This window comes from Sphingobacteriales bacterium (genome assembly GCA_016719635.1).
Lineage (GTDB): Bacteria > Bacteroidota > Bacteroidia > Chitinophagales > JADIYW01 > JADJSS01.
Genome location: JADJYT010000003.1, coordinates 283,776 through 310,217, shown reverse-complemented (window position 1 = coordinate 310,217; position 26,442 = coordinate 283,776). Strand labels below are relative to the sequence as shown.

The 26,442-nt window shown below is 44.4% G+C and carries 20 protein-coding genes, 1 tRNA gene and 1 pseudogene; 10 read left to right on the top strand and 12 right to left on the bottom strand.

Annotated elements, in window-relative coordinates; translation table 11 throughout:
• Positions 1-27 precede the first annotated feature (27 nt).
• Positions 28-1,029 carry a bifunctional oligoribonuclease/PAP phosphatase NrnA gene (locus IPM95_08245; GenBank protein MBK9329290.1) on the bottom strand — a complete coding sequence of 334 codons (1,002 nt, stop codon included), beginning with the start codon at positions 1,027-1,029 and terminating at the stop codon, positions 28-30.
• Positions 1,030-1,158: 129 nt separating this feature from the next.
• Between IPM95_08245 and IPM95_08240 the strand changes: the two genes are divergently transcribed.
• On the top strand, positions 1,159-1,578 hold the full coding sequence (locus IPM95_08240) for a nucleoside-diphosphate kinase (GenBank protein MBK9329289.1): 420 nt from the start codon (positions 1,159-1,161) through the stop codon (positions 1,576-1,578).
• A 25-nt stretch (positions 1,579-1,603) separates the two neighbouring features.
• Here the strand turns inward: IPM95_08240 and IPM95_08235 are convergent, their stop codons facing one another.
• The 3 genes from IPM95_08235 to IPM95_08225 form a co-directional block, all read right to left on the bottom strand.
• The gene (locus IPM95_08235; GenBank protein MBK9329288.1) at positions 1,604-1,756 is read right to left on the bottom strand and encodes a GIY-YIG nuclease family protein; all 153 of its coding nucleotides are present in this window, start codon (positions 1,754-1,756) and stop codon (positions 1,604-1,606) included.
• 107 nt (positions 1,757-1,863) lie between these two features.
• Positions 1,864-2,106 (bottom strand): GIY-YIG nuclease family protein, encoded by a 243-nt coding sequence (locus IPM95_08230; protein ID MBK9329287.1) that lies wholly within the window; start codon positions 2,104-2,106, stop codon positions 1,864-1,866.
• A gap of 46 nt (positions 2,107-2,152) precedes the next feature.
• A tRNA-Met gene (locus IPM95_08225) sits at positions 2,153-2,225 on the bottom strand.
• A 109-nt stretch (positions 2,226-2,334) separates the two neighbouring features.
• Here IPM95_08225 and era point away from each other — a divergent pair.
• Together era and der are read left to right on the top strand one after the other, a co-directional pair.
• A complete protein-coding gene (gene era / locus IPM95_08220; GenBank protein ID MBK9329286.1) occupies positions 2,335-3,219 on the top strand; it encodes a GTPase Era in 885 nt (294 codons plus the stop codon).
• Positions 3,220-3,358: 139 nt separating this feature from the next.
• On the top strand, positions 3,359-4,672 hold the full coding sequence (gene der / locus IPM95_08215; GenBank protein ID MBK9329285.1) for a ribosome biogenesis GTPase Der: 1,314 nt from the start codon (positions 3,359-3,361) through the stop codon (positions 4,670-4,672).
• A gap of 4 nt (positions 4,673-4,676) precedes the next feature.
• Here the strand turns inward: der and IPM95_08210 are convergent, their stop codons facing one another.
• Positions 4,677-6,278 (bottom strand): S41 family peptidase, encoded by a 1,602-nt coding sequence (locus IPM95_08210; GenBank protein MBK9329284.1) that lies wholly within the window; start codon positions 6,276-6,278, stop codon positions 4,677-4,679.
• Between the two features lie 158 nt (positions 6,279-6,436).
• Here IPM95_08210 and fsa point away from each other — a divergent pair, with 158 nt between their 5' ends.
• The 3 genes from fsa to IPM95_08195 are packed head-to-tail and all read left to right on the top strand — an operon-like array spanning position 6,437 to position 7,984.
• On the top strand, positions 6,437-7,096 hold the full coding sequence (gene fsa / locus IPM95_08205; protein ID MBK9329283.1) for a fructose-6-phosphate aldolase: 660 nt from the start codon (positions 6,437-6,439) through the stop codon (positions 7,094-7,096).
• A gap of 20 nt (positions 7,097-7,116) precedes the next feature.
• Positions 7,117-7,647, top strand: a complete 531-nt coding sequence (locus IPM95_08200) for a ribonuclease N (GenBank protein MBK9329282.1) — start codon at positions 7,117-7,119, stop codon at positions 7,645-7,647.
• Position 7,648: 1 nt separating this feature from the next.
• On the top strand, positions 7,649-7,984 hold the full coding sequence (locus tag IPM95_08195) for a barstar family protein (GenBank protein ID MBK9329281.1): 336 nt from the start codon (positions 7,649-7,651) through the stop codon (positions 7,982-7,984).
• A gap of 7 nt (positions 7,985-7,991) precedes the next feature.
• Here IPM95_08195 and IPM95_08190 read toward each other — a convergent pair whose 3' ends face one another.
• From IPM95_08190 to guaA, 5 genes and pseudogenes are all read right to left on the bottom strand, one after another.
• On the bottom strand, positions 7,992-8,420 hold the full coding sequence (locus IPM95_08190; GenBank protein ID MBK9329280.1) for an acyl-CoA thioesterase: 429 nt from the start codon (positions 8,418-8,420) through the stop codon (positions 7,992-7,994).
• Positions 8,421-8,482: 62 nt separating this feature from the next.
• Positions 8,483-11,563 carry a protein translocase subunit SecDF gene (gene secDF / locus IPM95_08185; protein MBK9329279.1) on the bottom strand — a complete coding sequence of 1,027 codons (3,081 nt, stop codon included), beginning with the start codon at positions 11,561-11,563 and terminating at the stop codon, positions 8,483-8,485.
• A gap of 86 nt (positions 11,564-11,649) precedes the next feature.
• The gene (locus IPM95_08180) at positions 11,650-13,737 is read right to left on the bottom strand and encodes a choice-of-anchor B family protein (protein MBK9329278.1); all 2,088 of its coding nucleotides are present in this window, start codon (positions 13,735-13,737) and stop codon (positions 11,650-11,652) included.
• Positions 13,738-13,743: 6 nt separating this feature from the next.
• A complete protein-coding gene (locus IPM95_08175; protein MBK9329277.1) occupies positions 13,744-15,117 on the bottom strand; it encodes a hypothetical protein in 1,374 nt (457 codons plus the stop codon).
• A pseudogene (gene guaA, locus IPM95_08170) lies at positions 15,074-16,611 on the bottom strand (glutamine-hydrolyzing GMP synthase). Before guaA ends, IPM95_08175 begins: the two are co-directional and overlap by 44 nt.
• Positions 16,612-16,808: 197 nt before the next feature.
• On the opposite strand from guaA, the gene IPM95_08165 reads away from it, so the two are divergent.
• Positions 16,809-17,246: a hotdog fold thioesterase gene (locus tag IPM95_08165; GenBank protein ID MBK9329276.1), complete on the top strand. Its 438-nt coding sequence runs from the start codon at positions 16,809-16,811 to the stop codon at positions 17,244-17,246.
• A 9-nt stretch (positions 17,247-17,255) separates the two neighbouring features.
• On the opposite strand, the gene IPM95_08160 is transcribed toward IPM95_08165, so the two are convergent.
• The gene (locus IPM95_08160; GenBank protein MBK9329275.1) at positions 17,256-18,911 is read right to left on the bottom strand and encodes an alkaline phosphatase family protein; all 1,656 of its coding nucleotides are present in this window, start codon (positions 18,909-18,911) and stop codon (positions 17,256-17,258) included.
• 130 nt (positions 18,912-19,041) lie between these two features.
• Between IPM95_08160 and IPM95_08155 the strand changes: the two genes are divergently transcribed.
• On the top strand, positions 19,042-19,260 hold the full coding sequence (locus tag IPM95_08155) for a 2-oxoisovalerate dehydrogenase (GenBank protein MBK9329274.1): 219 nt from the start codon (positions 19,042-19,044) through the stop codon (positions 19,258-19,260).
• Positions 19,261-19,537: 277 nt separating this feature from the next.
• Positions 19,538-20,617 (top strand): chorismate synthase, encoded by a 1,080-nt coding sequence (gene aroC, locus IPM95_08150; GenBank protein ID MBK9329273.1) that lies wholly within the window; start codon positions 19,538-19,540, stop codon positions 20,615-20,617.
• A 323-nt stretch (positions 20,618-20,940) separates the two neighbouring features.
• On the opposite strand, the gene IPM95_08145 is transcribed toward aroC, so the two are convergent.
• Positions 20,941-22,494: a hypothetical protein gene (locus IPM95_08145; protein ID MBK9329272.1), complete on the bottom strand. Its 1,554-nt coding sequence runs from the start codon at positions 22,492-22,494 to the stop codon at positions 20,941-20,943.
• Positions 22,495-23,022: 528 nt separating this feature from the next.
• On the opposite strand from IPM95_08145, the gene IPM95_08140 reads away from it, so the two are divergent.
• A complete protein-coding gene (locus IPM95_08140; protein MBK9329271.1) occupies positions 23,023-26,379 on the top strand; it encodes a T9SS type A sorting domain-containing protein in 3,357 nt (1,118 codons plus the stop codon).
• Positions 26,380-26,442 lie beyond the last annotated feature (63 nt).

Sequence of the window (26,442 nt, the reverse complement as noted above, 5' to 3'; positions counted from 1 at the left end):
TTTCGTTAACGACACGTTTGTCTTTAGTTATACTATTTTTTCATTCTGAAAGATATCAATGATTTTGTCAATCGTTTCCTCGATAGTCAGGAAAGATTTGCCGCCGGAGGCGTTGCGGTGGCCGCCGCCTTCAAAATGTTCCCTGCAGATTTTTTCTACGGAAATATCACCTTTACTTCTAAATGAAAGTTTAATGATTTTGGGCTCCTGCTTGATGAGTACGGCTACTTTTACATTTTTAATGGTCAGCGGATAATTCACCAACCCTTCCGTATCGCCGGTTTGCAGGTTGAAACGGTAGGCGTCTTTTTTGTCCACTATAATGATACCGATGCCGATGTCTTCCCGTATGATCATGTTGCGGAACAAGGCATTGCCCAGGAAACGCAGTTTCTCTTCCCGGCCGTTCTGGTTTAGCTGTTCCTGCACGTTTAGGATGTTCAGGCCGCAGTCGAGCAGGTGTGCCGTAATCACCAGTGCATTTTTGTTGGTGGCACCGTTCGAAAAGCTGGCTGTATCCGTCAGAATGCCGGTATAAATACATTCCGCCACCTCTTTGGTAGGAACGTAGGCGGCATCCACCAGACCGAGAAACCGGTACACCAGTTCGCAGGTGGAGCAGGCTTTCAGGTCGTGTAAGATATAATGCGCAAAATCTTTAGGGTAGAGATGATGGTCAATCAGCACAATCTGAGCGTTGGTATTCTCCCGGATGAATGCATCGAGCGGTTCTATCCGGCTCAGATCGTTGAAATCAAGACAGAAAATCAAATCGGCTTCACCGATGGCAATCTGGCTCAGATTGGGGTTTTCCAGGTAATTCCAGACTTCCTCACAATTGGGCAAATAACCGAAGTAAGCCGGAAACTCCGTAGGGGAGATGACGCGCACATTATGGCCTGATGGCTGTAAATAATTGTACAGCGCCAGGGAAGAACCCATCGCGTCACCGTCCGGTTTCTGGTGGGTGGTGATAACGATATTCCGGGGTGTCTGTAAAAATTCAATAAGTGCTGCTATATTTTCCATGCCGCTCAAAGATACTAAAGTGCGGGTGAAACAGAAAGCAAATATGGATTTACGTTAAGTAATGGTAAATCTTTTAACTAATAACCAATAACTTATAACTTATAACTATTTTCGCACAAAAATACGCAAATGGCTACCAACAGAACTTTTACAATGATTAAACCCGATGCGGTGGAAGCGAACAATATCGGCCCCATTCTGGCGATGATGACAGAAGCAGGCTTTAAAATCGTGGGTATGAAATACACCAAATTATCTCCGGAACAGGCGGGACAATTTTATGAGATACACAAAGAACGTCCTTTTTACGGTGAATTGGTGGAATTCATGAGCAGAGGCCCGATAGTAGCCGCTATCCTGGAAAAAGACAATGCGGTGGAAGACTTCCGTAAGCTGATCGGTGCGACCAACCCTGCGCAGGCAGAAGAAGGAACTATCCGTAAGCGTTTTGCCAAATCCATCGGCGAAAATGCGGTGCACGGTTCCGATTCCGATGAAAATGCGGCGATAGAAGGAAGCTTCTTCTTCAGCCAGTTGGAAAGATTTTAACTATCACCGCAAAGCAGGAATTTTACTATATACTATATAAAAGTGCTCCATCCGTGTTAATCGTCCATCCTTTTTTAGCTAATACGTTGTGTGATAACAACCTGTTTTCAAGATTAGCGGTAAATCCTACATAGATTTTCTCGTTTAACTCAGAATATAAGACATATACGACGAACATACGATATAAAATAAAAGAGGCTCCTTAAGGAAGCCTCTTAACTGTGTAGCGGGAACAGGACTCGAACCTATGTCCGCCAACCGGCGGATATGAGCCCGACGAGGCTTTTATTTTATAAGACTATGAATAAAAGCTCTACCCTGCGCAGATTTCAACTGTTTTTCTCTGGTCATTGCATCTGATTTAACATCAAATGATTCAGTGTAAATTAATTTCCAGGGTCTGAATTTGATCGTCCATCCTTTTTTAGCTAATACGTTGTGTGATAACAACCTGTTTTCAAGATTAGCGGTAAATCCTACATAGATTTTCTCGTTTAACTCAGAATATAAGACATATACGACGAACATACGATATAAAATAAAAGAGGCTCCGTAAGGAAGCCTCTTAACTGTGTAGCGGGAACAGGACTCGAACCTATGACCTTCGGGTTATGAGCCCGACGAGCTACCAACTGCTCCATCCCGCGATATGCCACAAAATTACACTCTTTTATTTGCATATCCACATTAATTTTGAGTAAATTTATAATTACATCGAATTACAGGATTTTTTTATAAAAATTTAGACCATCTACCATGAACCATAAAGCAGGCTATGTCAATATCCTGGGCAAACCGAACGTCGGTAAGTCCACACTCATGAACGCGCTCGTCGGGGAGCGGTTATCCATTATCACTTCCAAAGCACAAACTACCCGCCACCGGATTCTGGGAATCGTGAATGGGGAGGACTTTCAGATGATCTTTTCCGATTTGCCGGGTATCATCAAACCGGCTTACAAGATGCAGGAATCCATGATGGATTTCGTGCGCACGTCCCTGGAAGATGCGGATGTCTTTATCTATATGGTGCAAATCGGCGACAAGCCGGAAAAACAGCCGGAGGAGTATGAGAAAATAAAAAAGATGAATGTGCCGGTTATCTTTCTTCTCAATAAGATGGATATTGCCGAACACGATGAGGTGGAACAGGAAAGCCAGTTGTGGGAAGCGGATTTTCCGCCGGCAGTAGTCATGCCGTTTTCAGCCAAATTTAACTGGAACCTGGAAAAACTGATGAAAAGCCTGATCGGGTATTTGCCGGAAAGCCCGCCGTATTTCGATAAAGATGAAATCACCGACCGTCCGGAGCGCTTTTTTGTAACGGAGGTGATACGCGAAAAAATCCTGCTGAACTACAAACAGGAAATACCGTACAGCTGTGAAGTGGTCTTCAACTACTTTATGGAAGACGGCGATATCATTAAGATTTCAGCAGAGATCTATGTCGAACGCGAGAGCCAGAAACCGATACTCATTGGTAAAAACGGCGAAATGCTTAAAAAAGTGGGCACGCAGGCGCGCCTGGACCTGGAAAAGTTTTTCGGTAAAAAGATTTTTCTCGAAACGCACGTCAAAGTCTCCGACAACTGGCGGAATAATGAAAGCATGCTGCGGAAGTTTGGGTACAGGGATTATTAAGTGCCTGATTTGGTAATGAAATAATGTAATAATGAGATTTTAGTAAATTGTGTTTCAAGGATATAATACACTTAATCCCTACCTTTGCTGTTTGAAATTTACAAAAACGTACATCGAACAATATAAATCGTAAATCGCCGTGTCTTATACAGTTGCAATCATAGGTCGTCCGAATGTGGGAAAATCCACCTTGTTTAACCGTTTGCTGGAAGAACGCAAAGCCATTACCGATGACTTCAGCGGCGTCACGCGCGACCGGCAGTATGGCATCACCGAATGGAACGGTAAAACATTCAATGTGATTGACACCGGCGGTTTTGTGTTACATTCAGAAGATGTTTTTGAAAAAGCGATCCGCAGACAGGTCCGGCTGGCTATCGAAGAAGCCAACCTGATGGTGTTTATGGTGGATGTGACCACCGGCATCACGGATCTGGATGAAGCGCTGGCGCAGGAGCTGCGCAAAACTAAGAAACCCGTTATCATTGCCGTCAATAAGGTGGATAATACGGAACGCTCCTATCAGGCAAATGAATTTTACGGATTAGGGTTTGAGAACCTGTTCTGTGTTTCTTCCATGAGCGGAAGCGGGACTGGAGAGATACTTGATTTCATTACCGATCAGATTCCGGAGGAATTGGATAATGCGGTCGATATCTATGCCGACCTTCCCAAGATTACCATTGTCGGACAGCCAAACGTAGGAAAATCCACCCTGCTGAATGCGTTGGTAGGTGAGGAACGCAATATCGTTACAGATATAGCCGGCACCACCAGAGATTCCATTCATACCCATTACAATCTATACGGAAAGGAATTCCTGTTGATTGATACCGCCGGTATCCGGAAGAAAAATAAGGTGCACGAAGACCTGGAATTTTATTCCGTCATTCGCGCGGTGAAAGCCATAGAGGAAGCCGATGTCTGTATTCTGATTATCGATGCTACGGTGGGTATTGAATTGCAGGACTTGAAAATTTTCAGCATCATCGAACAGCGCAAGAAAGGCGTGGTGATCGTTGTGAATAAATGGGATGTCATTGAAAAAGATTCCAAAACCATTTTAGAATTCGAGAAAAGAATCAAGGAAAAGATAGCCCCATTCACCGACGTTCCTGTCGTATTCATTTCAGCGCTGGAAAAACAACGTATCTATCAGGCGGTGGACAAGGTGCTGGAAGTGTATAACAACAAACAGATTAAAATTCCAACCCATAAGCTGAATGAAATCATGCTGGGAGAGATTGAGAAATACGGGCCGCCGGCTTATCGCGGGGAGTATATCAAAATAAAATTCGTTACGCAGCTGCCGAGCAAGACACCTTCCTTCGCATTTTTTTGCAACCATCCGGACTTTATCCGTGAACCATACAGAAACTATCTGGAAAACAGGATGCGCGAACAGTTTCCGTTGTCCGGTGTTCCGATTAATATCTTCTTCCGAAAAAAATAAGCACTTACTTCAGTTCCTGCAGGGCACGCTGCACCATCTTGTCATCTTGAGCTGAGACACTGTAAAATCCATCGCTTTTCCATTTTTGTTTAGCGATAAATGCTTTTAACTTATTGCTTAAATAAACCCTTGATTGCTCTGCGTACACAGCCGATTCTTTATTCGCTCCATGACTGAAACAGTATGCTGTAAAGGAGCTGTAGAAATTGTTGTCTATCTTGAAATTATTCTTGAACGTCTCTAAATTGGCAAAGGCATTAAATGCAGCTTTATGCTCATTGTAATAATTGTAGGAAAATTCCTGCAGCAGATTCAAACCGAAAACCTCCGATACGAATGGGTTGATCATGCTGGTGTCGAGTGGTACAAAAATATCCGGAGTGATACCTCCGCCGCCGAACACTTTACGGCCTTTTAACAGGGTTTTATAAATCAGTTTACCGTTTTGCTTGATACTGTCCTGATTGAATACTTCTCCGTCTTTGAATCGTTTGGAGATGTCTTCGTAATAGGCATTCACATTATCTTCATAAGGACGCTGTATGCTTCTGCCGCTGGGTGTAAAATATTTCGCAACGGTCAGCCTTACCGAGCTGCCGTCTCCCAGCGGGTATTCCTGCTGCACCAGCCCTTTACCAAAAGAACGTCTGCCGATGATGATGCCTCTGTCCCAGTCCTGGACGGCACCGCTGACGATTTCACTGGCGGATGCCGAACCTTCGTCAATTAATACCACTAGATTGCCGTTCTCAAAAAGTCCGGATGTTCGGGCTTTTTCGTATGTCTTGGGCATGGTTCGGCCTTCTGTGTAAACGATCGTCTTGTCTCCGTCTAGAAATTCATCGGCAATGGCGATGGCAGGTTCCATAAATCCGCCCGGATTCTGACGCAGGTCCAGAATCAATCGTTTCATTCCCCTGTTCACCAGGGTGTCCAGTTTTACCATGAATTCCTCATAGGTATTCTTGGCAAAACGGTTGATTTTAATGTATCCGGTCTGACGGTCAATCATAAAGCCGGCATCCACGCTGTATAATGGAATCTTATCCCTTTTGATGGTATAGGAAATCGCTTTCTTAGTGCCGCTTTTCATCATGGTGACTTTCACTTGGCTGCCTTTAGGACCTTTTAAATTTTTCATCACGGATTCGTTGGTCACGTTTTTTCCAACAAAGGAGGAGTCATTTATCTTTAAGATTTTATCCCCGGCCGAAACTCCGACCTGTTCGGCAGGCCCGCCGCTGATAGGGCTTAAGACATGTACGGTATCACGTAAGATGGAAAATTCGATTCCGATTCCCTCAAAATTCCCTTCCATGATTTCCGCCTCGTGTTTCATTTCCATGGGAGGCAGGTACACACTGTGCGGATCCAGGTCTTCCAGCATTTTAGTGATGGCATCTTCATACAGTTTTTGCTGGTCCACCGTATCCACATATTTGGCATCTATCAGCCGGAGGATATTATCCAGTTTAGAGCCGGCTTCAGAATTAAAAAAAACTTTGTATCGGGCAGTGTTTCTGTCCTGGATTTTATACCCTAAATAGATTCCTGAAGCTAATATAACGGCAAATAACAACGGATAAAATGCTTTCTGTTGATTCATGGCGCAAAGGTAAAGTTTTCTGTACTAAATCTATCTTAAATATGTTTAAACATGGTTTGGCTCAAATGGTTACAAAGCGAACAGAGGAACCTGACGTGAATAACATTTATCGGTCATTACGTTTTATTTTATTATTATTGTAATCAAATAAATCAAGAATGAAATTTTTTGTTGACACCGCCAATTTAGCTCAGATTAAAGAAGCAGCAGACTTGGGTATTCTGGATGGCTGCACGACTAATCCTTCATTGATGGCTAAGGAAGGCATTATCGGGGAGAAAAATGTATGGAATCACTACAAAAAAATCTGTGAGATTGTGGATGGGGATGTGAGTGCGGAAGTGATTTCCACGGATTATAAAGGTATGGTGGAAGAAGGGAAAAAATTGGCCAGACTGCATAAAAACATTGTGGTGAAAGTCCCCATGATTCGCGAAGGGGTGAAAGCTATCAAGTATTTCTCGGATCAGGGTATCAAAACAAACTGTACACTGGTCTTTTCATCCGGACAGGCATTGCTGGCAGCCAAAGCGGGTGCTACCTACCTGAGTCCTTTTGTCGGAAGGCTGGATGATATCAATCTGGATGGCATGGAACTGATACACCAGATTCGGCATATCTATGATAATTATCAATTCAAAACACAAATATTGGCTGCTTCTGTACGAAGTTCATTGCATATCGTAAAATGTGCAGAAGCCGGCGCCGATGTGGTAACCTGTCCGTTGAGTTCTATCGTCGGGCTGTTCCACCATCCGCTGACGGATAAGGGACTTGCCCAGTTCCTGGCTGACCATGCCAAGGCAAACAAGAAGTAGTTGTTGTAATTGTTTAAGCGATGCGTTTTTGGAATCTACATATCCGCTCTCTATTGAAGTCATCGCTGCTGTGGGTAATTTTCTGTTTGTTTTTTTCAGGTTTCATTTCCGGATGCAGCCAGCTATCCAGATTTGATTATGATGCCGTTTACAAGGCAGGTTATCTGGATGGCTACAATGCCGCTAAAAAAGAATTTGCGCCAACGGTTATTTCATCACCAACGGTTCCGGAGGTAATCGAAGAGAAGGGAAGTAAAAAACAAACGGCAGAAACAGATACATTCATACCTTCAAAAGTTTTGCAAGTGCTGGGTTTTGTTCGAACAAAAAATAAGGCGCCGATAGGATATGAAGGTGGCAGACGTTTCGGGAACTATGAGAAACTGCTGCCGGAACGCGATGCTGCCGGTAATGTCATCAGCTACAGGGAATGGGACGTCAATCCGAGAACAGACGGGAAAAACAGAGGTGCCCAGCGGCTCGTAACCGGCAGTGACGGCAGGGCATGGTACACAAGCGATCATTATAATTCATTTAGAGAAGTGAAATAACATGCAGACATTTAAAAATAATCTGGTTGTAAACGGTATTTTCCTCGGATTTATTGACGGAGAGAAATGTTCCGTATTGCCTTACTTTTACGATGAAATAGCAAAGGCTTTGAATTTTCCGGATTACTTTTCACCCAATTTCGATTCACTGGATGAATGCCTGAATGATTTGTCCTGGATTGGACAAAATAATATTCAGCTACTCATCTTTAATTATGAAGATTTATTGTTTGATGAGAAGTACAACCTGGAAGTCATCAATAATATATTTGCCAATGCCATCAGTGAACTGGAAGAAAAAGGCCGGCATTTCTCCGTGTTTACACAGCAATATTAACCTCCTGCTACAGCCATTTTGTAAATTCACTATTTAATTTATCTGTCCACGGTGTTGATTTCCCGGTGACAGGACTGGTAGCCACTATGACACCTTCACCATGTGCTGCTATGGCTCCATTGTACATTACGATGTGATGAACGGTCAGGCTGGAATTGCCGATCTTTTTGATGCCTACTGAAATTTCTATTTCGGCAGGATGGATGATTTCCCGGATATAATTACATTCTAATTTTCCTACCACTATTCGGATATTCTCGTCGATATAGGTTTGCCAAAGATTGGTTTTGTTGAAAAATTCCACCCTGGCGGTTTCAAAATAGCGGAAGTAAATTACGTTATTGACATGCTTAAAGGCATCCATGTCACCCCACAATACCTGTTGCCTGACCGGAAACGGGAACTTTACCTGATTTAGAAAGTCTGTATTTTTCATACTGTAAAATAAAAAAGTCCTGTTGTAAAACAGGACTTTAGAGTTGAATAAAAAATTAAGTTTTATTTTTTCTTTTTTGTTTCGGCAGCAACATATTTGTCGTGGTCTCTGTCCAGGTCATACATGATGGGTGAAGCGATGAAAACAGATGAATAAATACCCACTACCACTCCGATCAGCATTGCAAAGGAGAACCCTTTCAGCACGGAGCCTCCGAACAGGAATAGGATGAATACCACAATAAATACGGTAAAGGCTGTATTGAATGTTCGGGATAAGGTGCTGTTGATAGCAGCGTTCATGGTATCTTTCATGACCGCATTCGGACGTAATTTTAGGTATTCCCGTAATCTGTCGAAGATGATAACCGTATCATTCAAAGAATAACCGATAACCGTAAGGATCGCCGCTATGAATGTCTGGTCAATTTCCAGTGCAAAGGGCAGGATGCCGTGCAAAATGGAGAACAATGCCAGTACAACGAATGCGTCATGTGCCGTAGCAACAATTGCACCTATCGAGTAACCATATCTTCGGAATCGGATTAAGATATAGATAAAAATGATGACCAGGGATAAGACAGTGGCTAAAAGGGAGCTTCTCTTAAAGTCTCCTGTTATGGTTGGATCCACTTTTGTGAAACTCATCAGGTTCACCCGTTTAAAAGTCTCCAGCGATGTATTGGGAATGAATTTATTCAGCCCCTTATATACGGCAGCTTCCACCTGCCCGTCTACTTCTTTGCCTGTTTTTTTAATCAGGTAGGAGGTGGTGATCTTAACCTGATTGGCGGACCCGAATTGTTTAACGACCGTTCCATTGCCTAGCGTTGCATTTAATGCTTCCCGAACCTCATTGGTGTTGACTCCCTTCTCAAAACGAACTTTGTACTCCCGGCCACCTTTAAAATCGATGCCCAGTTCAAATCCTTTCGTAAAAAAGGATATAAGGCCGATAATGATGAAGACGGTGGAAATGGCATAGGTGATTTTTCGCGTTCCTATAAAATCATAGTTCTTTCCCTGAAGAAAGTTTTTGGTAAATGGGGTGAAGTAATTCAGTGACTTGCCTTTTTCCATGCGTTTGTCAACAATTATTTTTGTCAGCAATACAGCCGTAAATAAGGTGGTTCCGATACCAATCATTAAGGTTACCGCAAATCCTTTAACAGGTCCAAGGCCGACAAAGAACAGGATGGCGGCTGTTAGGAATGTGGTGATGTTACCGTCTAATATGGCAGACAGGGAGTGTTTAAATCCTTCCTCTACCGAAATCAGCAAACTTTTACCTTCCCTCAGTTCTTCTTTGACGCGTTCATATATGATTACGTTCGCATCGACCGCCATACCGAGGGTTAATACGATACCTGCTATACCGGGCAATGTCAGCGTGGAACTGAATCCGGCCATCAGTCCGATAATCATAAATAAGTTCAGAAGCAAGACCAGATTGGCAACTACTCCTGCGGAAGAATAGAAGAAAACCATAAATACCACCACCAACAGGAAACTGGCCATCATGGAGATTAATCCGGCATTGATGGATTGTTTTCCAAGTGACGGTCCTACCAGTTCCTCTTCAATGATTCTTGCGGATGCCGGAAGTTTACCTGTCTTTAATACGTTTGCCAGGTCTACGGCTTCCTGTACGTCAAATCCGCCGCTGATTTGTGAGTTACCGCCATCAATTTCCCCGTTTACCACAGGTGCGGAATATACCTGATTGTCTAAAACAATGGCGATGTGACTGCCTACATTTTTACGTGTCAGGTCTCTCCACGTTTTTCCGCCTAAGGTATTCATCTGCATACTGACCACCACCTGTCCGTTTTGGTCATAATCCTGACGGGCTTGTGTCACAACACTGCCATCTAACGGAGCATTTCCGCTGTTGGTGTTTTTCTTGATAACATAAATGGAATAGAATTTCTGCTTGTCGCCGAAAGGTTTTGCAGAAAGTAAAAACTCTGCATCCTTTGGAAATGCAGTTCTTACAGCGGGATTGTTCAGGTATTCTGTTAGCGTTGCCGTATCTAAGGCGCTGACATAGCCGATTACGGGGGACTCCTGAAATCTGTTTTGTTCGTCCACCGCAGGCTGCAGCACTGCAAATAATGGATTCTCATTTCTGAAATCTTCCATTTGCTTTGCTTTGGAAGTATCTTTCTGCACATTTTTAGCGCCGCTTAATGGATTCACAGAAGCAGAATCTGTTGCATCACTGTCTTCATCCAGCAGATTTTTTGCTTTCGATTGTACCGATGAATCTTTTCCTAAATCTTTCTGAGTATCCAGATAGGCCTTTAAGGCCGTATTGGCATCATTGATGGATTTGGCGATTTCAGTTGCCTTGTAGGTTTCCCAAAACTCCAGGTTGGCGGTAGCCTGCAACAGTCTTCTGACACGTGCCGGATTATCGACACCGGCTATTTCCACCGTAATCCTTCCTCTGTTGGGCTCCAGTGTTACAGTCGGCTGTTTGGTGCCAAACTGGTCAATACGGGACTGTATGATGCTGTAGGTCCTGTTAATCGCATCGGTGGACTGTTTGCGGATAAATTTCTCCACATCATTGTCTGAACTTTCAAAATTGATGTCATCTTTGTTGTTTCGGGTTGCAAATACCGTGGACAGCTTGTCATTTGGTTTTAATTCTTTAAAAGCCCGGATAAACAGGGTAACATAATCATCATTGCTGGTAATCATACGTTGTTCAGCCAGTGTAAGCGCTTGTCTGAATTTAGGGTCGCGGCTGTTATCGGACAGGGATTGCAGTAACTCCGTTAAGGAAACCTGCAATACCACACTCATACCGCCTTGTAAGTCCAGTCCTAAATTAAGCTGTTGTTCCTTGCACGCCTTATAGGTATTCCACAGGTATACTTTTTCATTTGAAATGGAGTCCAGATACCTGTTCTTATAGGATACCCTGTTTTGGTGTATGGAGTCTTCATATAAAAACTGTGACAGCTGGTTTCCGGGATATCGCAGGGCAGGATCCTGCATGGAGATGTTTTTCTCTGCCAATGCCACTGCATTTTTCTCAATGGAATTTACTTTAAATGTGAATGACAAGCAATAAATGCAAATCAGTACCACTAATGCCGTTAAAATAACGAGCGCCGTTCTTGTTCCTTTACCCATGTTTGTAATTTGTTAAATAAGGGTGCGAATATACGGGTTTTACGCAAAAAACCGTAATGTTTAATGCACATAATGTTACAAATCAATTAATAAATGACCACTTTCTGTATGTATTGTTCATTCCGGAGGGTAAATCCCCTTATCAGGTAGATGTCTTTCGGTAAATCAGGTAAAAGAAGGCTGTTTTCAGGATTTGTAAATTCCTTAACCAGCGCACCCACCGAATTATAGATTTCCAGTTTCCGGATGAAGGAACCGGAATGGTTCACAAGGGTCAGTTCGGTTCCGTTCAGGATGAATTTAACCGGCATATTGGTTAAATCCTTGATTCCTGACAGTGTTGATGTATCCAAAACAGTTAAGTGGATGGTGATGACAGAGTCGCAATTGAATGTTACAGTGCTCAGGTTGCTGACATAAGTGCCTGCTGCTGAGGTGGTGGAGCCACTCGGCAATATATAGACATCATCTTTGTAAATGGTATCATCTTTTGAGATTTCATATACAGGGTTAACTGCTAAAGTACTCGTAACGATGGAATCACAACCAATGGAATTGCTGAATGTGTCGGTGTAAACCCCCGCAACGGTAGTGGTATTTCCATGCGGCAGCGTATGGGATTCTCCTTCGCAGATACGCACGGATTTATCTGTAAACGAAGCATTTAATTGGGAAAGGGTAGTGGTAATGATGGAGTCTCTTCCGGAAGGTAAAACGATGTCAGAGATGTAAGTGCCCGGCTCGGAAACGGTTCTTCCGTCCGGTAAGGTGTAGGTTCTGTTCTGGCAAAAGGAAGCGGACTGGCTCACCTGAACGGGTATCTGACGCAGTTGAATATTGACCGTATCTTTTCTGCCGTTGGCAAGATTGACGGAGAAATATTTAGTGATATATCCGGTCTTTTCCGCTTTAAAACGCGTTAACCCGGCTTTGGCGGTTCCTGTTTTGTAGAACCCCTGGAAGTTCGTCATAGTACTCATTGTACTGTCCACAAAACTGATTTTAACACCTGTAATCGGCAGGGTGGTATTGGTATCCGTCACAATTCCCTGCATACGGGCTGCTCGGATGTAGGTGGGTTTTATGACAAATAATCCTTTTATCATGTCACTGAGTGTGATGATACCCGAATTGTAAAAGCCATATGCACCCCAGACTCCGTTCTCCGTCTGGGTGGAAGTGGGTTGTGTATCGTAATATCCGATTGTGACCACATTTGTTGGGTCAGACGCATCAAAAATCGCAACACCATCAGAATAGTAAGAAGTAATGATATAATCGTTCAATACATGGACATTATGGGCGATTTCTCTGTTAGTCGGGCTTACTTTAAATTCAGCCAATTGTTTGATGTTGTTTAAGTCTGAAATGTCGTAGGCTTCGACCGGAAGATTGAAGGACTCATGCGAGATGAACAAGGTTTTGCTGTTGTCCGATAGCCAAATGTTATGCGGATAGGTGTAGGGAGTAGTGAAATCATTTATCTTGATGGGATTAGCCCTGTTGCGTATATCCCAAATGGTAAAACGGTTGTTGTAAATATGGGCCTGATACATCGTATCGTTTCGTACATAGCAGTCGTGCACATAATTCACGCCGCCGGTGCCGAACAGATTTTGGGTAAATCCGACATAGGTAGGCTTTTTAGGATTGGGTTTTAAATCGTAAATCAGCACACCGTTTGTTCTGACACCATTCACTTTTGCATCGCCGCCGTTAAGATACAGAAATCCTTTTTCGTCAATGTACAGGGAATGCGTTCTGCCAATGTAATCAGCAGTCGGTGGGTTGGTGCCTTTGAAGGTATCCACTTTTCCTGCAGGCAAGGTGCTTAAGTCATAGATGAGCACTCCTTCAGAATTAGTCGTGTCGTTGTCCTGTGTGATGTAGGCATAGCTTTTATATGTCTGGCATTCTCTCCAGGTACCGGTTTTTCCATTGATAAATTTTACTTCTACAGGATTGGTGGGAGTTGTTACGTCTACTATGGATAACCCTTTGGTTGTACCTACTAGAGCATATTCCTTCTGGTTTACGGTATCATTATAACCCCAGCTGCCTGAAAGGTTCATGCCGGTGTATACTTTTTTACCTAACAGCTCAACGTTGTATTGCGCAAAAAGCTGAGAGGCAGCAACTAATAAGATTGCTGAAAAGAAAATAAGTTTTTTCATAAAAAATTAAGGCGTTGCGATTTCAAAAATTCCGTTTACGTATTTGTAAAGATACAGATTTGTATTATCGTAGTAATTAATTTCTCCGTTTTTATTTAAAACGGGCTTAAACCGGAGCTTTAGTTGAGTTAAGTCAAAATTATTGGAGAAAGTATAGGTGCTGCTGCTTAGTTCCTGGTTGTTTTCCAAAATAGTGAACAAATACATCAGGATGTCATATCCCTGTGAAGCTGTTTCGGCAGGTTTTTTCAAAAATTTCTCTTCATATTTTGCCGCGAAAACAGTATGATTGGGCGTCTTGTTATTGTAGGGGAAGGTTGTAAAAACAGTATGCGGAAACTTGCTGTCCACCAATGATTTCGAATTCTTTATGACGGAAGTGCAGAAGATGCGCAATGGGTTTTTTACCGGTTTCAGTTTTGCTAAAATGGTTTTAATGTAGGATTCTTTAGTTGAATAGATAAGTATCACCCGTTCCGAAACGGTATCCGGTTTGACCATCGTTTTGTTAAAATCCTCCCACGCCTGCAATGAAGTGAAATGGATGTTTCCGTAAGTGAAATCATTACCTGCCAGGTCTTTCAGCATACGGATGTTTTCCGAAAGGGAATCTTTCCCGTCGTAGATCACTTCCACTGTTTTAGAGGGGTACTTAGCCTTGATCGTTTCCAGCAAAAAGGAGTATTGGCCTCTTAAAGAGGCATTCGCATTGTAATAAAATGGATTATTGCGTATATACATTGAATTCGCTAACGGAGAAATCAATGGAATCTCCTGTTGTTTTGCCAAGTCAGCCGCCAGAGAGAGGGTGTTGAAATAAAGGGGGCCAACGATATAATCCACATTGGGAAATGGTTTCCGAAGGAAAACCGCTTCCATCGTGGCGGAGTCGTTTTTGCTGTCTAAAAAATATACGTTGGTGGTCGATTTCCGGCCCGCAAACTTCTCCCGTGCCAGCTGGCAGCCGAGATAGAATTCTATGGCATTTTTGGAGTCGATGCTTAGTTGCCTGGTCGTATCATCCGCATATTTCCCCAGTGGAATCTGGTCTAGATGAAATGGAAGAAGTACCGCGATGTTATGAATCTCATCCGCTGTTTTTACCTTTTCGGGTTCAATGGAGGCTGGTTTTGGAATAGTGTTTTCATTCTGAAGGTCAAAAATGACCGGCTTTCTGCTAAGGGAGTCTTCATCGTCGGGCATCACCTTTTCTTTTGGTGTATTAATGGCTACCACCTCCGCATTCCTGATAGCGGAAGGTGACAGTTCGGTAGCGGTAATTTTTTTAGCGGCACAGGATGAAATTCCGACTAAAATAAAGAGCAATACCAATAGGTTATTCCCATTCAATAGTAGCCGGCGGCTTGGAGCTGATGTCATATACTACTCGGTTTATCCCTTTTACGTTATTGATGATTTCATTCGAAATTCGTGCCAGAAATTCATACGGCAAATGGCTCCAGTCAGCCGTCATGCCGTCCACACTGGTAACCGCGCGCAAAGCTACAACATTTTCATAAGTTCTTTCATCACCCATTACACCGACGCTCTGGACGGGAAGATACATCACACCGGCCTGCCAAACCTGGTCATACAATCCGGATGATTTCAAGCCTTCGATAAAGAGGTGATCGGCTTTTGTAAAATGTCCACTTTTTCCTTCGTGATGTCTCCCAAAATACGTATTCCCAATCCCGGACCCGGAAAAGGATGGCGGTGCAGGATATTTTCCGGCAGTTCCAGCGCTTTGCCCACCCTTCTCACTTCATCCTTGAACAGACGGTTCAGCGGTTCAATGATTTTCAGGTGCATCTTTTCCGGCAGGCCGCCCACGTTGTGGTGTGATTTTATCTTAGCAGACGGGCCGTGAACGGAAACCGATTCTATGACGTCGGGATAGATGGTGCCTTGTCCCAGCCATTTTACATTATCGATTTTAGCAGCTTCCTGCTGGAAAATATCGATAAATACCTTTCCGATGACTTTGCGTTTCGCTTCCGGTTCCGAGATGCCTTTCAGCTCGGCATAAAACTGCTCGGAAGCATCCACACCGATGACATTCAGTCCCAAATGCTGGTAGGAATCCAGTACGGTTTCAAATTCCTTATAGCGCAGTAATCCGTTATTCACAAAGATGCAGGTCAGTTGTTTGCCGATGGCTCTGTGCAGCAGCAATGCCGCCACGCTCGAGTCCACACCTCCTGAAAGTCCGAGCACGACATGGTCGTTGCCTGCAGTTTTTTTTATTTCTGCAACGGTCTCTTCAATGAACGAGAGGGGTGTCCAGTCCTGCCGGCAGCCGCAGATTTCCACCACAAAATTCTTAAGCAATGTTTTCCCGTCCACCGAATGCGTCACTTCCGGGTGGAACTGAATCGAGTACAGTTCCGTCTCCGTGTGTTTGAAGGCAGCCACCGGAATGGAATCCGTGGTGGCAAGCAGTTCGAACCCTGCCGGCAGTTCCAGCACGGAATCGCCGTGGCTCATCCATACCTGCGATTTCGGCGGTATATCTTTGAATAATTTATTGGTCGGTTCAATATAATCCAGATGGGCCCTGCCGTATTCGCGTTTCGAGGAGCGTTCCACCTTCCCGTCAAAAATATGGGCAATATATTGAGCGCCGTAACAAACCCCGAGCATCGGTAAACGGTATCTTTCAAGCAACTCCTTCACCGGAAAATGTAGTGCGTCTTCCTGCAAAACGGAGAACGGAGAACCGGAAAGGATAATGCCGTTAAAGTCCTGTTTGTCTAAAACGTCCAGATGATTGTAAGGGTGTATTTCGCAGTAAACATTTAACTCGCGGATTCTTCGGGCAATAAGCTGTGTGTATTGGGAACCGAAATCAAAAATCAGAATTTTGGAATGCATGTGCAAAGGTAAGGGTAGTAAGGCATATGAAGAAAGACGTTGGTGAAAAAGTTATCAAGATTTACGATTTGATAATTAGTGATTAAAATGGTATTTTTAACGGGATAAAGTTTTATGAAACTGAAAATATAAAATCCGTGCATTTATCCTAATGCAGAATTAGTCACCAAATACATTTAAGTCGTAAAGAAAGAAATATGCCTATCTGGAAACTGAGCCACATCTCCTTAGAAGCCCTGCAGCAGCAAAGTAAAGGAACCATTGATGAACACCTCGGAATTGAATACCTGGAAATCGGGGATGACTATTTGAAAGCCAGGATGCCGGTCGACAGGCGTACCCGCCAGCCGATGGGGTTGCTGCACGGCGGAGCGTATGTGGTGCTGGCAGAATCCATGGGGAGCATGTCCGCCAACCTGTGCCTGGATATCAGCAAAGAATATGCGCTTGGTTTGGACATCAACTCCAATCATATCCGCAGTGCGCGGGAAGGATGGGTTGTCGGTATTGCCCGGCCCATTCATCTTGGCTCCAAAACGCAGGTTTGGGAAATTAAGATTTACGATGAAAATGAAGAAAATCTTCTCAATATTTCAAGGCTGACGATGATGGTGCTGAAGCATAAGATACAGTGAAAGAATCAGCTACTTTTTTATCACCTCCTTAATCGTATTTCCAATACATCCGCTCGGCATCTGAATATGCAGCAGACTGGATAGGGTAGGAGCGATGTCGGTCATATAGGTTTTGTCGTAACTTCTCCCTTTTGCAATACCATTACCGTAAAACAACAACGGGATATGCGCGTCATACGGACTCCAGACGCCATGCGTGGTACCTTTGCCGCCGTATTCATCATCGATGTAGCCGGGTTTCAGGATCACCAGCACTTCTCCGCAGCGGCTTGGGTAATAACCGTTGATGAATTGTTCTTTCAACGCTTTCGGCAGCATGGCTTCCTGCAAATCGCTGTATTCTAATGCCCGGTCTACACCTTCCAGTTTCTCTAAGAACGCTATTACGGCTTCAATGATGTCATCTTTGTCGAGTTCTTTGTTTTTAATCTGTTCCTGATTCAGGAAAAACTGATAATTCCAGCTGCCCAGGCATAAACTATCCACCCCGAAATGTGCCTTCAGTTCCTGATTCAACGCGGCATCCACCCTGGAGCCCGTTACGCCGCCATTTGGCAAACGATGCTTTTCCAAAAAGCCCGGTACGTGCGCCACACCGTGGTCAGCAGAAAGGAAAACGGTATAATTGCCTGCGCCAACCTGTTTATCCAATACAGAAAGAAATGATTCCAAATCCTTATCCAGCCGCAGGTAGGTGTCTTCGACTTCTATGGAGTTCGGGCCGAACGAATGTCCGATATAATCCGGTGAGGAAAAGGACACCGCCAGGAAATCGGTGATGGAATCTTTACCCAACTGTTCATTCAGTAATGCCGTTTTCGCCAAATCGGCAGTCAATGAGTTGCCATAGGGGGTGAAGCGAATGGCGCCATAGTTTTTCTTGTCTGCAAAACGATTCAAATCATACGGAAATCCTTTCTGGTCTTCCCCGAAAGGGGTATTCTCATAGGAGTTCATGTCATTGTCACTTTGTGTATAGGTGTTTATCGGATACAACGTATTCCAGTTTTTCCGGTAATGGTTTATTACTGCGCCGGAAGCATTGTAGTCCTGTACCCATTTCGGCAATTCTTTCATGTAATATGTGGAGGAAATGAAATGCCCGGTTTTACTGTCATACCAATAGGCAGCGTCGGCACTGTGTCCTGCCGGCAAAATGGCGCCGCGGTCTTTGATGGCCACACCTATTACTTTCCCCTTAAAATTAGTGGCGAGTTTCAGTTCATCGCAGATGGTGGTGGTCAGCATATTGCGCGGGCTCATCTGCCCGTTATCGTTGGACGTTCCAACGGATTGTACCGTTTTGTCTTCACTGCAATACATCTCCCGCTTTGCAGTGTAATCATAAAAGTTATTTCCTGCAATTCCGTGAATGGCGGGTACACTACCCGTGTAGATACACGCGTGTCCGGCGGCTGTAACGGTCGGGCAATAGGGGATAAACGTATTCTCACAGCTGAAGCCGTCCCTCATCATCCTTTTGAATCCGCCCTTTGAATAACGGTCATGATACCGGTATAAGAAATCCCAGCGCATCTGGTCCACCACGATGCCCACCACTAATTTCGGGCGGGCATTTTGTGCAACTGGTTTTGTGTTGTTTTGTGCAGACAGGAAGGAAATAAAGATGCTGAAAAACAGGATGAAACTGATACGATTTTTCATGAAAATGAATTTTACGGCAAGTTAGGTAAAAGAAACAAATGAATACGTTAAGATGTCATGAATATTAGCTCGTAATTACGATAATTAAATCAGGAAAAATAATGAATCTTTAAATCATAAAATCTGCAAGATGAATACTACAGAACTGGTATTTTTAGTTGAAGAAGATCCCGGTGGAGGCTATAATGCGAGTGCATTGGGCCAGAATATATTTACACAAGGTGATTCTTTTAAAGAGTTAAAAGAGATGATTAATGATGTCGTTAAGTGTCATTTTGACAATCCGGAAGATATGCCTAAGATGGTACGGTTACATTTTGTTAAAGATGAAGTTTTTGCTTTAGTTTAATGATTTTATGCGAATTCCGAAAGATATTACGGGTACAGAGCTGATAAAATTACTGAAACCATATGGGTATGAAGTGATGAGGCAAAGTGGCAGTCATATGAGGATTACAACATAACTTAACGGTGAACATTCAGAAACAATACCCAATCATAGCCCCTTAAAAATAGGCACACTTAATAATATTCTTAAATATTCTTAAAAATATTGCTGCACATTTTGATGTTTCCAAAGGAGATTTAATTACTCAGTTATTTAGTTAATTTTTTATCTTCGCTTTATGGCAGGAAATTCATTTGGAGAAATTTTTCGTATTACCACCTTTGGCGAAAGTCATGGTGCCGCATTAGGTGTTATCATTGACGGCTGCCCGGCCGGTTTGAAAATCGATACGGCATTCATTCAGGCAGAACTGGACAGACGAAAACCCGGTCAGTCGAATATCGTGACGCAGCGCAGGGAAGCGGATGAGTTTGAAATTCTATCCGGCATTTTTGAAGGGGTGACGCAGGGTACACCCATCGGCATCCTTATCCGCAACGAAGACCAGAAGTCCAAAGATTATGAACATATCAAAGACAGTTTCCGTCCGTCGCACGCAGATTTTACGTACGATGCTAAATATGGCTCCCGCGATTACCGGGGAGGCGGAAGAAGCTCGGCAAGAGAAACCGCAGCTCGGGTAGCTGCTGCGGCTATTGCCAAACAGTTGCTGCTGCATTTTGGTATTGACGTGAAGGCCTATGTTTCCAAAGTGGGAAAAATAGAAATCGGAAAAACATACAGCGAATTGGATTTATCCAAAACGGAAGAAAATATCGTCCGTTGTCCGGATGCGGAAACGGCGGAAAAAATGATAGAACTGATAAAAGAGGTGAAGAAAGACGGTGATACCATCGGCGGCCTGGTGAGCTGTGTGATTACAGGTGTTCCGGCAGGTTTAGGCGAACCGGTATTCGATAAGCTGCATGCCGGTTTGGGAAAGGCCATGCTGAGTATCAATGCGGCGAAAGGCTTTGAATACGGCAGCGGATTTGCAGGCACCGAATTGCGTGGCAGTGAACACAACGATGCATTTTATAATGACAACGGCATAATCAAAACAAGAACCAATCATTCCGGTGGCGTGCAGGGCGGCATCAGCAATGGTATGGATATTTATTTCAAGGTTGCATTCAAATCGGTAGCCACCATCATGCAGGCGCAGGATTCGGTGGATAAAGAAGGGAACGAAGTGGCTGTCACCGGCCGCGGGCGCCACGACCCATGTGTATTGCCGCGCGCAGTACCTATCGTCGAAGCGATGGCTGCATTGGTCATCGCCGACCATATCCTGAGAAACAGAAGCAGTAAGCTGTAGCACCCCGTCATTTCGACGAGGCACGAATGAGAAATCTTGCTGTGGCTTATGTAGAATAAACCGGTAATATACTAAACTGCAGCAAGATATCTCTCCGCCAGCCGGCGGATCGAGAGGACAGTTGTCATAAAAGAGCAGAACTGCACTGCTTTAGCACCCCGTCATTTCGAATGAGGAACGAATGAGAAATCTTGCTATGGCATATGGAGAATAAACCGGTAATATACTAAACTGCAGCAAGATATCTCTCCGCCAGCCGGCGGACCGAGAGGACAGTTGTCAAAAAAGAGCAGAACTGCACTGCTTTAGTACCCCACAGGTATTTACTTTTTTTTCTTCTTTTTTAGGCAACATTTTTTCTTTGGCTTTTTCACGGTTTTGGGTTTTACCGTTTCCGGTTTCGCCTCTTGAATGACAGCAGCTTTGTCCGCGGAAACAACCGTTTTCACCGATTGCCCGTTTCGAAGGTACGCCTCATTTTTCCAGGAACCTGCTGCATTCGGAGTGCCGAATTTTGAAGTATGGTATCTGTCGATCAGCGACGTTTCTGTAACGATTCCGCTTTGTATATCGCCTTTGATGTTGTTGCCAATCTCCGTATGGTTGCCGTCGGTAGAATACAATCCTTTCAGCAAACCGGTTCCCGTGATTTCATTCGCGATAAAGTTCATCTGGTCACCCGAATGGCCGTTCATCACCACGCCATAGCCTTCCATCCTGTTTCTGAAGAACGTATTGTACGGCCCGTTGATGCCGTGCGAATTATCAATCACCAGGTTTTGGATAATATTACCTTCAAACAGGTTGGAGTACGGATAATTGCCGTGCAGCACCACATCGCCGGCGGAATTGGATGGAAACCAGCCTTCTGTCCAGTACGGGTTGTACGAATAATTATACGCGATGACATTGCCGTTGGCTGCTGCCTGCACTAAAATGGAATGCCTCAAATACTGGGCGATGTTGTCGCAGATAAGATTGTCGCCGGCGCCGAATTGCAGCACCACACCATAACCCTTTCCGCCGCTGCCGTAATCAAATGCATCGTGCAGGTAATTGCCGGAAATGGTCGTGTTTGCAGTGCTTTGCAGCGTGATGTGCGCGTAGTTGGCGTTTTCCAGTTCCACGCCCTTCACCCGGCAGTTGACGGCATAGTTGAAAAAGATATTGGAGGTCTGACCGGAACTTGCGTCACTCCGTTTTATTTTCAGGGACTCTATGCCTGCATGCTGCACCGGACTTATTTTTTGTAAAACAGGATTGTTTGCACCCGGAAAATCAAGCCGAAGGGGGTTTTCAAGACTGATTTCATTCCCGTTTATCTTTGTGATCTTTTCGATTTGGAAAAAATAATTATACGCCCAGCCGGATGCGAGTAAGCTGTTTGCTGTCTGTTTAACCAGCACATAATCATTCACGGCAAAATTAACGGCATTGCTCACTTTAATCGTTTTACTTTCCTTTGTGGTTCCGGACAGGATAGGAACGGAGATAGGGGTGGCGGTGCCCTGAATGGAAAACAGATTGCCGCTGCCGTTCAGGTTAAAATTTAAAATGGTTTTATCGCTGCCTTGCCCCTTTATGACAACATTGGATGGAATGGAAATGGTTTTCTTAATCAGGAAATTTCCGGCAGGGATTTCTATAATACCCGCGTTCCCGTTCAACGAATTAATAGCGTTTTGCAAAGCCACGGAATTATCCGACACATTATCGGCTTTACCGCCGAAATCGGTCAGCATGATTTTCTTCGCAACCGACGGCAGGGAACTTTGTGCACCGGCACCGCTCCAGTCGGTCAGCTTACCCTTATCCAGGGCAGAAAGGGGCTGCACAAGCAGGATAGATAAGATGACTGACAATACATGTTTTTTCATACAGGAATTTAGGAATGTGATTCAAAAAACATACCACGTTTTAAACAAAAAACATGTTCTGAATGAAAATAAATGTAAAAACGTACCGAATGCAGGATGGTATGCCGCCTTTTTGTATGGGTTTTTGTATCGGGCTGCACAATATTTTCAGTAGTACTTCCATGTCTCATAAAATACGGATTATCAGTTTTATATGTTTTTATAAAATCAAATTTCTTTCCCAGATTGCACATATTTGTCCAGGATAATTAAAAATAATTGTTAAAAAATTTGACAAATTGGTTTTCTTGACATAAATTTGCTTTGTAAACCCTAACTGAAGACTCTTGAATTTGTAAACAATTTAAAGACTAGAAACAAACCGTATGACCCTTTTTTCCACGAATAGTATCTGTATCAGCTGATTTTTAAAAACAGCAGTTCGATGAAAAACAATTGACAGCTCAATTGCTTTCTGACTATCTCTTCCGGGTGTTTCCTTTGTTTCAGCTTTAAATTCTAAAATCAGAGAATTTGAAAAATATTTACATGAAACCCAAAACCCCACAGACAATGAAAACGTTGAATCTAAAAACCCTGTTGCTCACCATGCTCCTGATGACATGGTTGGGACAACTGAACATGAAAGGCGATGACTTGCCGCCGCCCACTGCAAACATTCAGTCCATACCAAGCGGTTCCTGGATAATTGGCATGGATAACACCACGCAGGGTGTCAGCAGTGTCATGAACGTAAAGGCATACGGCCTTGCCGTAGAGTTGCTGTGGAACAACGTACCTTTAAAATGGGTGATTAAAACCGCTAAACTGGCAAAAGACAGTATTGATATGTCGGTGCGTTGCCGTAAGATAACGCCGACAATGGGAAGTTATGTGCTGACGCATTTCCGCTCCGGCCCGTTTGTAATTTCACCGAGTGATACAGCCGCAGCCAGAACTGTTTTGAAGGCATTCAATAATAAAATTACCGGTACCACCAGTGATATTCAGGTTTACCAGACCAATCAGACGGTCAACGCGGATGTCCGTTATACCGTTGTGCATAAGCCGTTTATGGCAATATACGACGATGGGGGGAATGCCGATATTCATGAAGACGTGTTTAAAAGAGCATTGATAGATACCAGCCGTTACCGTATTCTGGATGAAGGGTATATTATTGACTCCGCTTCCTGTTTTACCTTTGCGTCTACACCGCACTGGGGGGTATCAGACTACGAGAGTTCGGATTCACTCCGTTTAAACAACTTAAAATCCTTTGTACTTTCAGGTGGTAACTTCCTGGCGCAATGTGAAGGGATAGATGCCATAGAAAATTACGGCGCGCAGCGCTATCTGACCACGCAGGGGATTCTGGACGTGAATGCAGGCGTTACCACGCAGGCATACGCCAACTGGAATATGCCTATCAGCCAGTTTCACGGCGCATTTACGCAAACCGGCGGATCAATATATAACTTCAGGCCGGTCGCTCCTTCTAGCTGGACAGCCACCTACTACCCCGGAGGATACTTTATGAGAGATGTGACCGGAGATGCTGGACTGGACACGGTCGTGCAGTTTGCCGCCTGTAAATTCGGTGATGTGAGTAAGGTGGGTGGTAACATGATTTACCTGGGCGGGCACTCCTACGATGGCACCTCGTTGTCCAATGTCAATGGTATGCGTGTGTTTCTGAACAGTTTATTCATACCGGCAAAACGACTGATCGGTGAAGGACTGGTTTCTCCGAACCATGCGGTTTGTCAGGGAGATACCATCAGTATTCAGTTTACACCGCCAAGTACCGGATATACTTACGTATGGACAGGCCCGAACGGCTATTCCTCTACAGTGGAAGACCCTTCCATTGTAGATGCCGTTCCCGTAAAGGCCGGCACCTACTCTGCGGTGATTACCGCAGGCGAGGGATGTAAATATACGTATAATACAACGGTAACCGTAAATCCCAAACCGGAATTTACAGCTACCACTACCACCAATTACCTGTGTGAGGGGGATAGCTGTACGGTGTCCTTTTCACCTACCACCAATATGGTCAATACCAAATGGTATAAGAAAGATGCTGCCCTGCCGGGTTGTGTCCCTACTGGAGCAATACTCTACACGTCGGTAAGCCAGGTGGTAATGCCGGATTCAACCACTACCTATGTGGTGATTTCAGAAAATCAGTTCGGGTGCAGGGATACCTCCTGTGTTAAGATTACGGTGGATATCATGCCTAAGATGGCATCGCCGTTTGCTACGGCAAAACCTTTATGCTACGGCAGAGGAACCGTTGTAACGATCACTCCGGGCTGGGGTGGTGTCAGCTGTACGGAAACCTATGATTGGAAGATGGACAATGGCGCATGGCAGTCATACACCTCCGGCACGGTTGTCGGTCAGGGAGCGACAGATTCAGTGGTGGTCAGGGTAATCAGAAGCTGCGCACAGGGTTGTATATCCAGAACTATCAGTTCAAAATGGTCTGTCACGAAGCCGCAAACGGTGGGCGCGGGCAGTACCATATATAACTGTACGGATGCGGCGGGTTATATCGCTGCAATAACCGCAACAGATCCGACGCCATCCAGTGGTCAATGGTATGTTTCCGACGGCCCGGGCAGTATCGTTTCACCAACCAGTTTATCGACTACGGTGGGCGCACTTTCCAGAACCAGTGCTACAAGTACGATCCTTTGGGTGGTGACAAATGCACATGACTGTAAGGATACTGCTGTTCAGCTGATTACACCGCCGGCAGTGGATACTTCTTTAGTGTCAAAATACAGCAATGAATTCTGTCTGTCCTGTCCGATACAGAACGGAACGACCTACAGCTATTATGATGCAAATGGCAGGTTGCTTTCATCCGTGACGGACAGTGCGGATGCAGTGGCCATTGGAGCCACCACGTTCTGTGCGCAGTTGCCTTATAATGTCGCCGGCGACCCGGCCGTTGGGGATGTACAGTCTGTAAACTCCTGGATATTGGATGTGGGCTATCTGCCGCAGCCATACTTGCCGAGAGCATGGAACATCAATACGACCAACGATGCACCGATGACCATCAACCTGTATTTTACGGATGAAGAGGTGGCGGCCCTGCAGGGTGCGACACTGAACAACGGAGGTTATTACTATTTTGAAAATCCGCCGGAACTGTTTCTGGTGGCCTATCCAAGTACGACAGACAGTTTCATGCCTCCAAAGGTTTCTCCGGATCCGGTCGTCATCAGCCCGAGATTTACAAGGGTGGGGGATTACTGGCAGATCTCTTTCGAAGTGGAACAGTCTTCTACCTTCTACCTGTATCCGACATTCTGGTCGAATGAAGCCCTGCCGGTAGAGCTGACGGCTTTCACAGCCAGACCGGTAAAGAATATCGCTATCCGCCTGGATTGGACAACGGCATCGGAAATGAATAATGTTCGGTTTGATATTGAGCGAAGTACCGATGGCGTAAAATTTGAAAAAATCGGGGAAGTGGCCGGTAACGGCAATTCAAGAACCGTCAGAAACTATCTGTATGAGGATGAGTCTGTAAAACCGGGAGTAATCTATTATTACCGCCTGAAACAGATTGACCTTGACGGAAAATATACGCATTCCAGGATAGTGCAGGCTAAGATCAGCAGCGGTGAGAAACTGACCATCAGCGAGTTTATGCCGAATCCTGCCAGCAGTCTGACATCGGTTATTATTTCCAGCGTGGAGGCCATGTCTGTGAATATCAGCATCTACACCCTCGATGGTTCAAAAGTGAAAGACATGAATTTCGACATCGAACAGGGAGATGCAAACCTGCAGCTGGAAGTGGGCAGCCTCGCAAAAGGAACCTACATGGTGCAGTTGCAGACCAAACTGGGAACACAGATTCGGAAATTGGTCAAATTGAATTAGGATCGCAAAGCTGCAGTAGTGGTATTGCAGTTCATAATAATTGTTTTAGTGGTTTTAAACAGT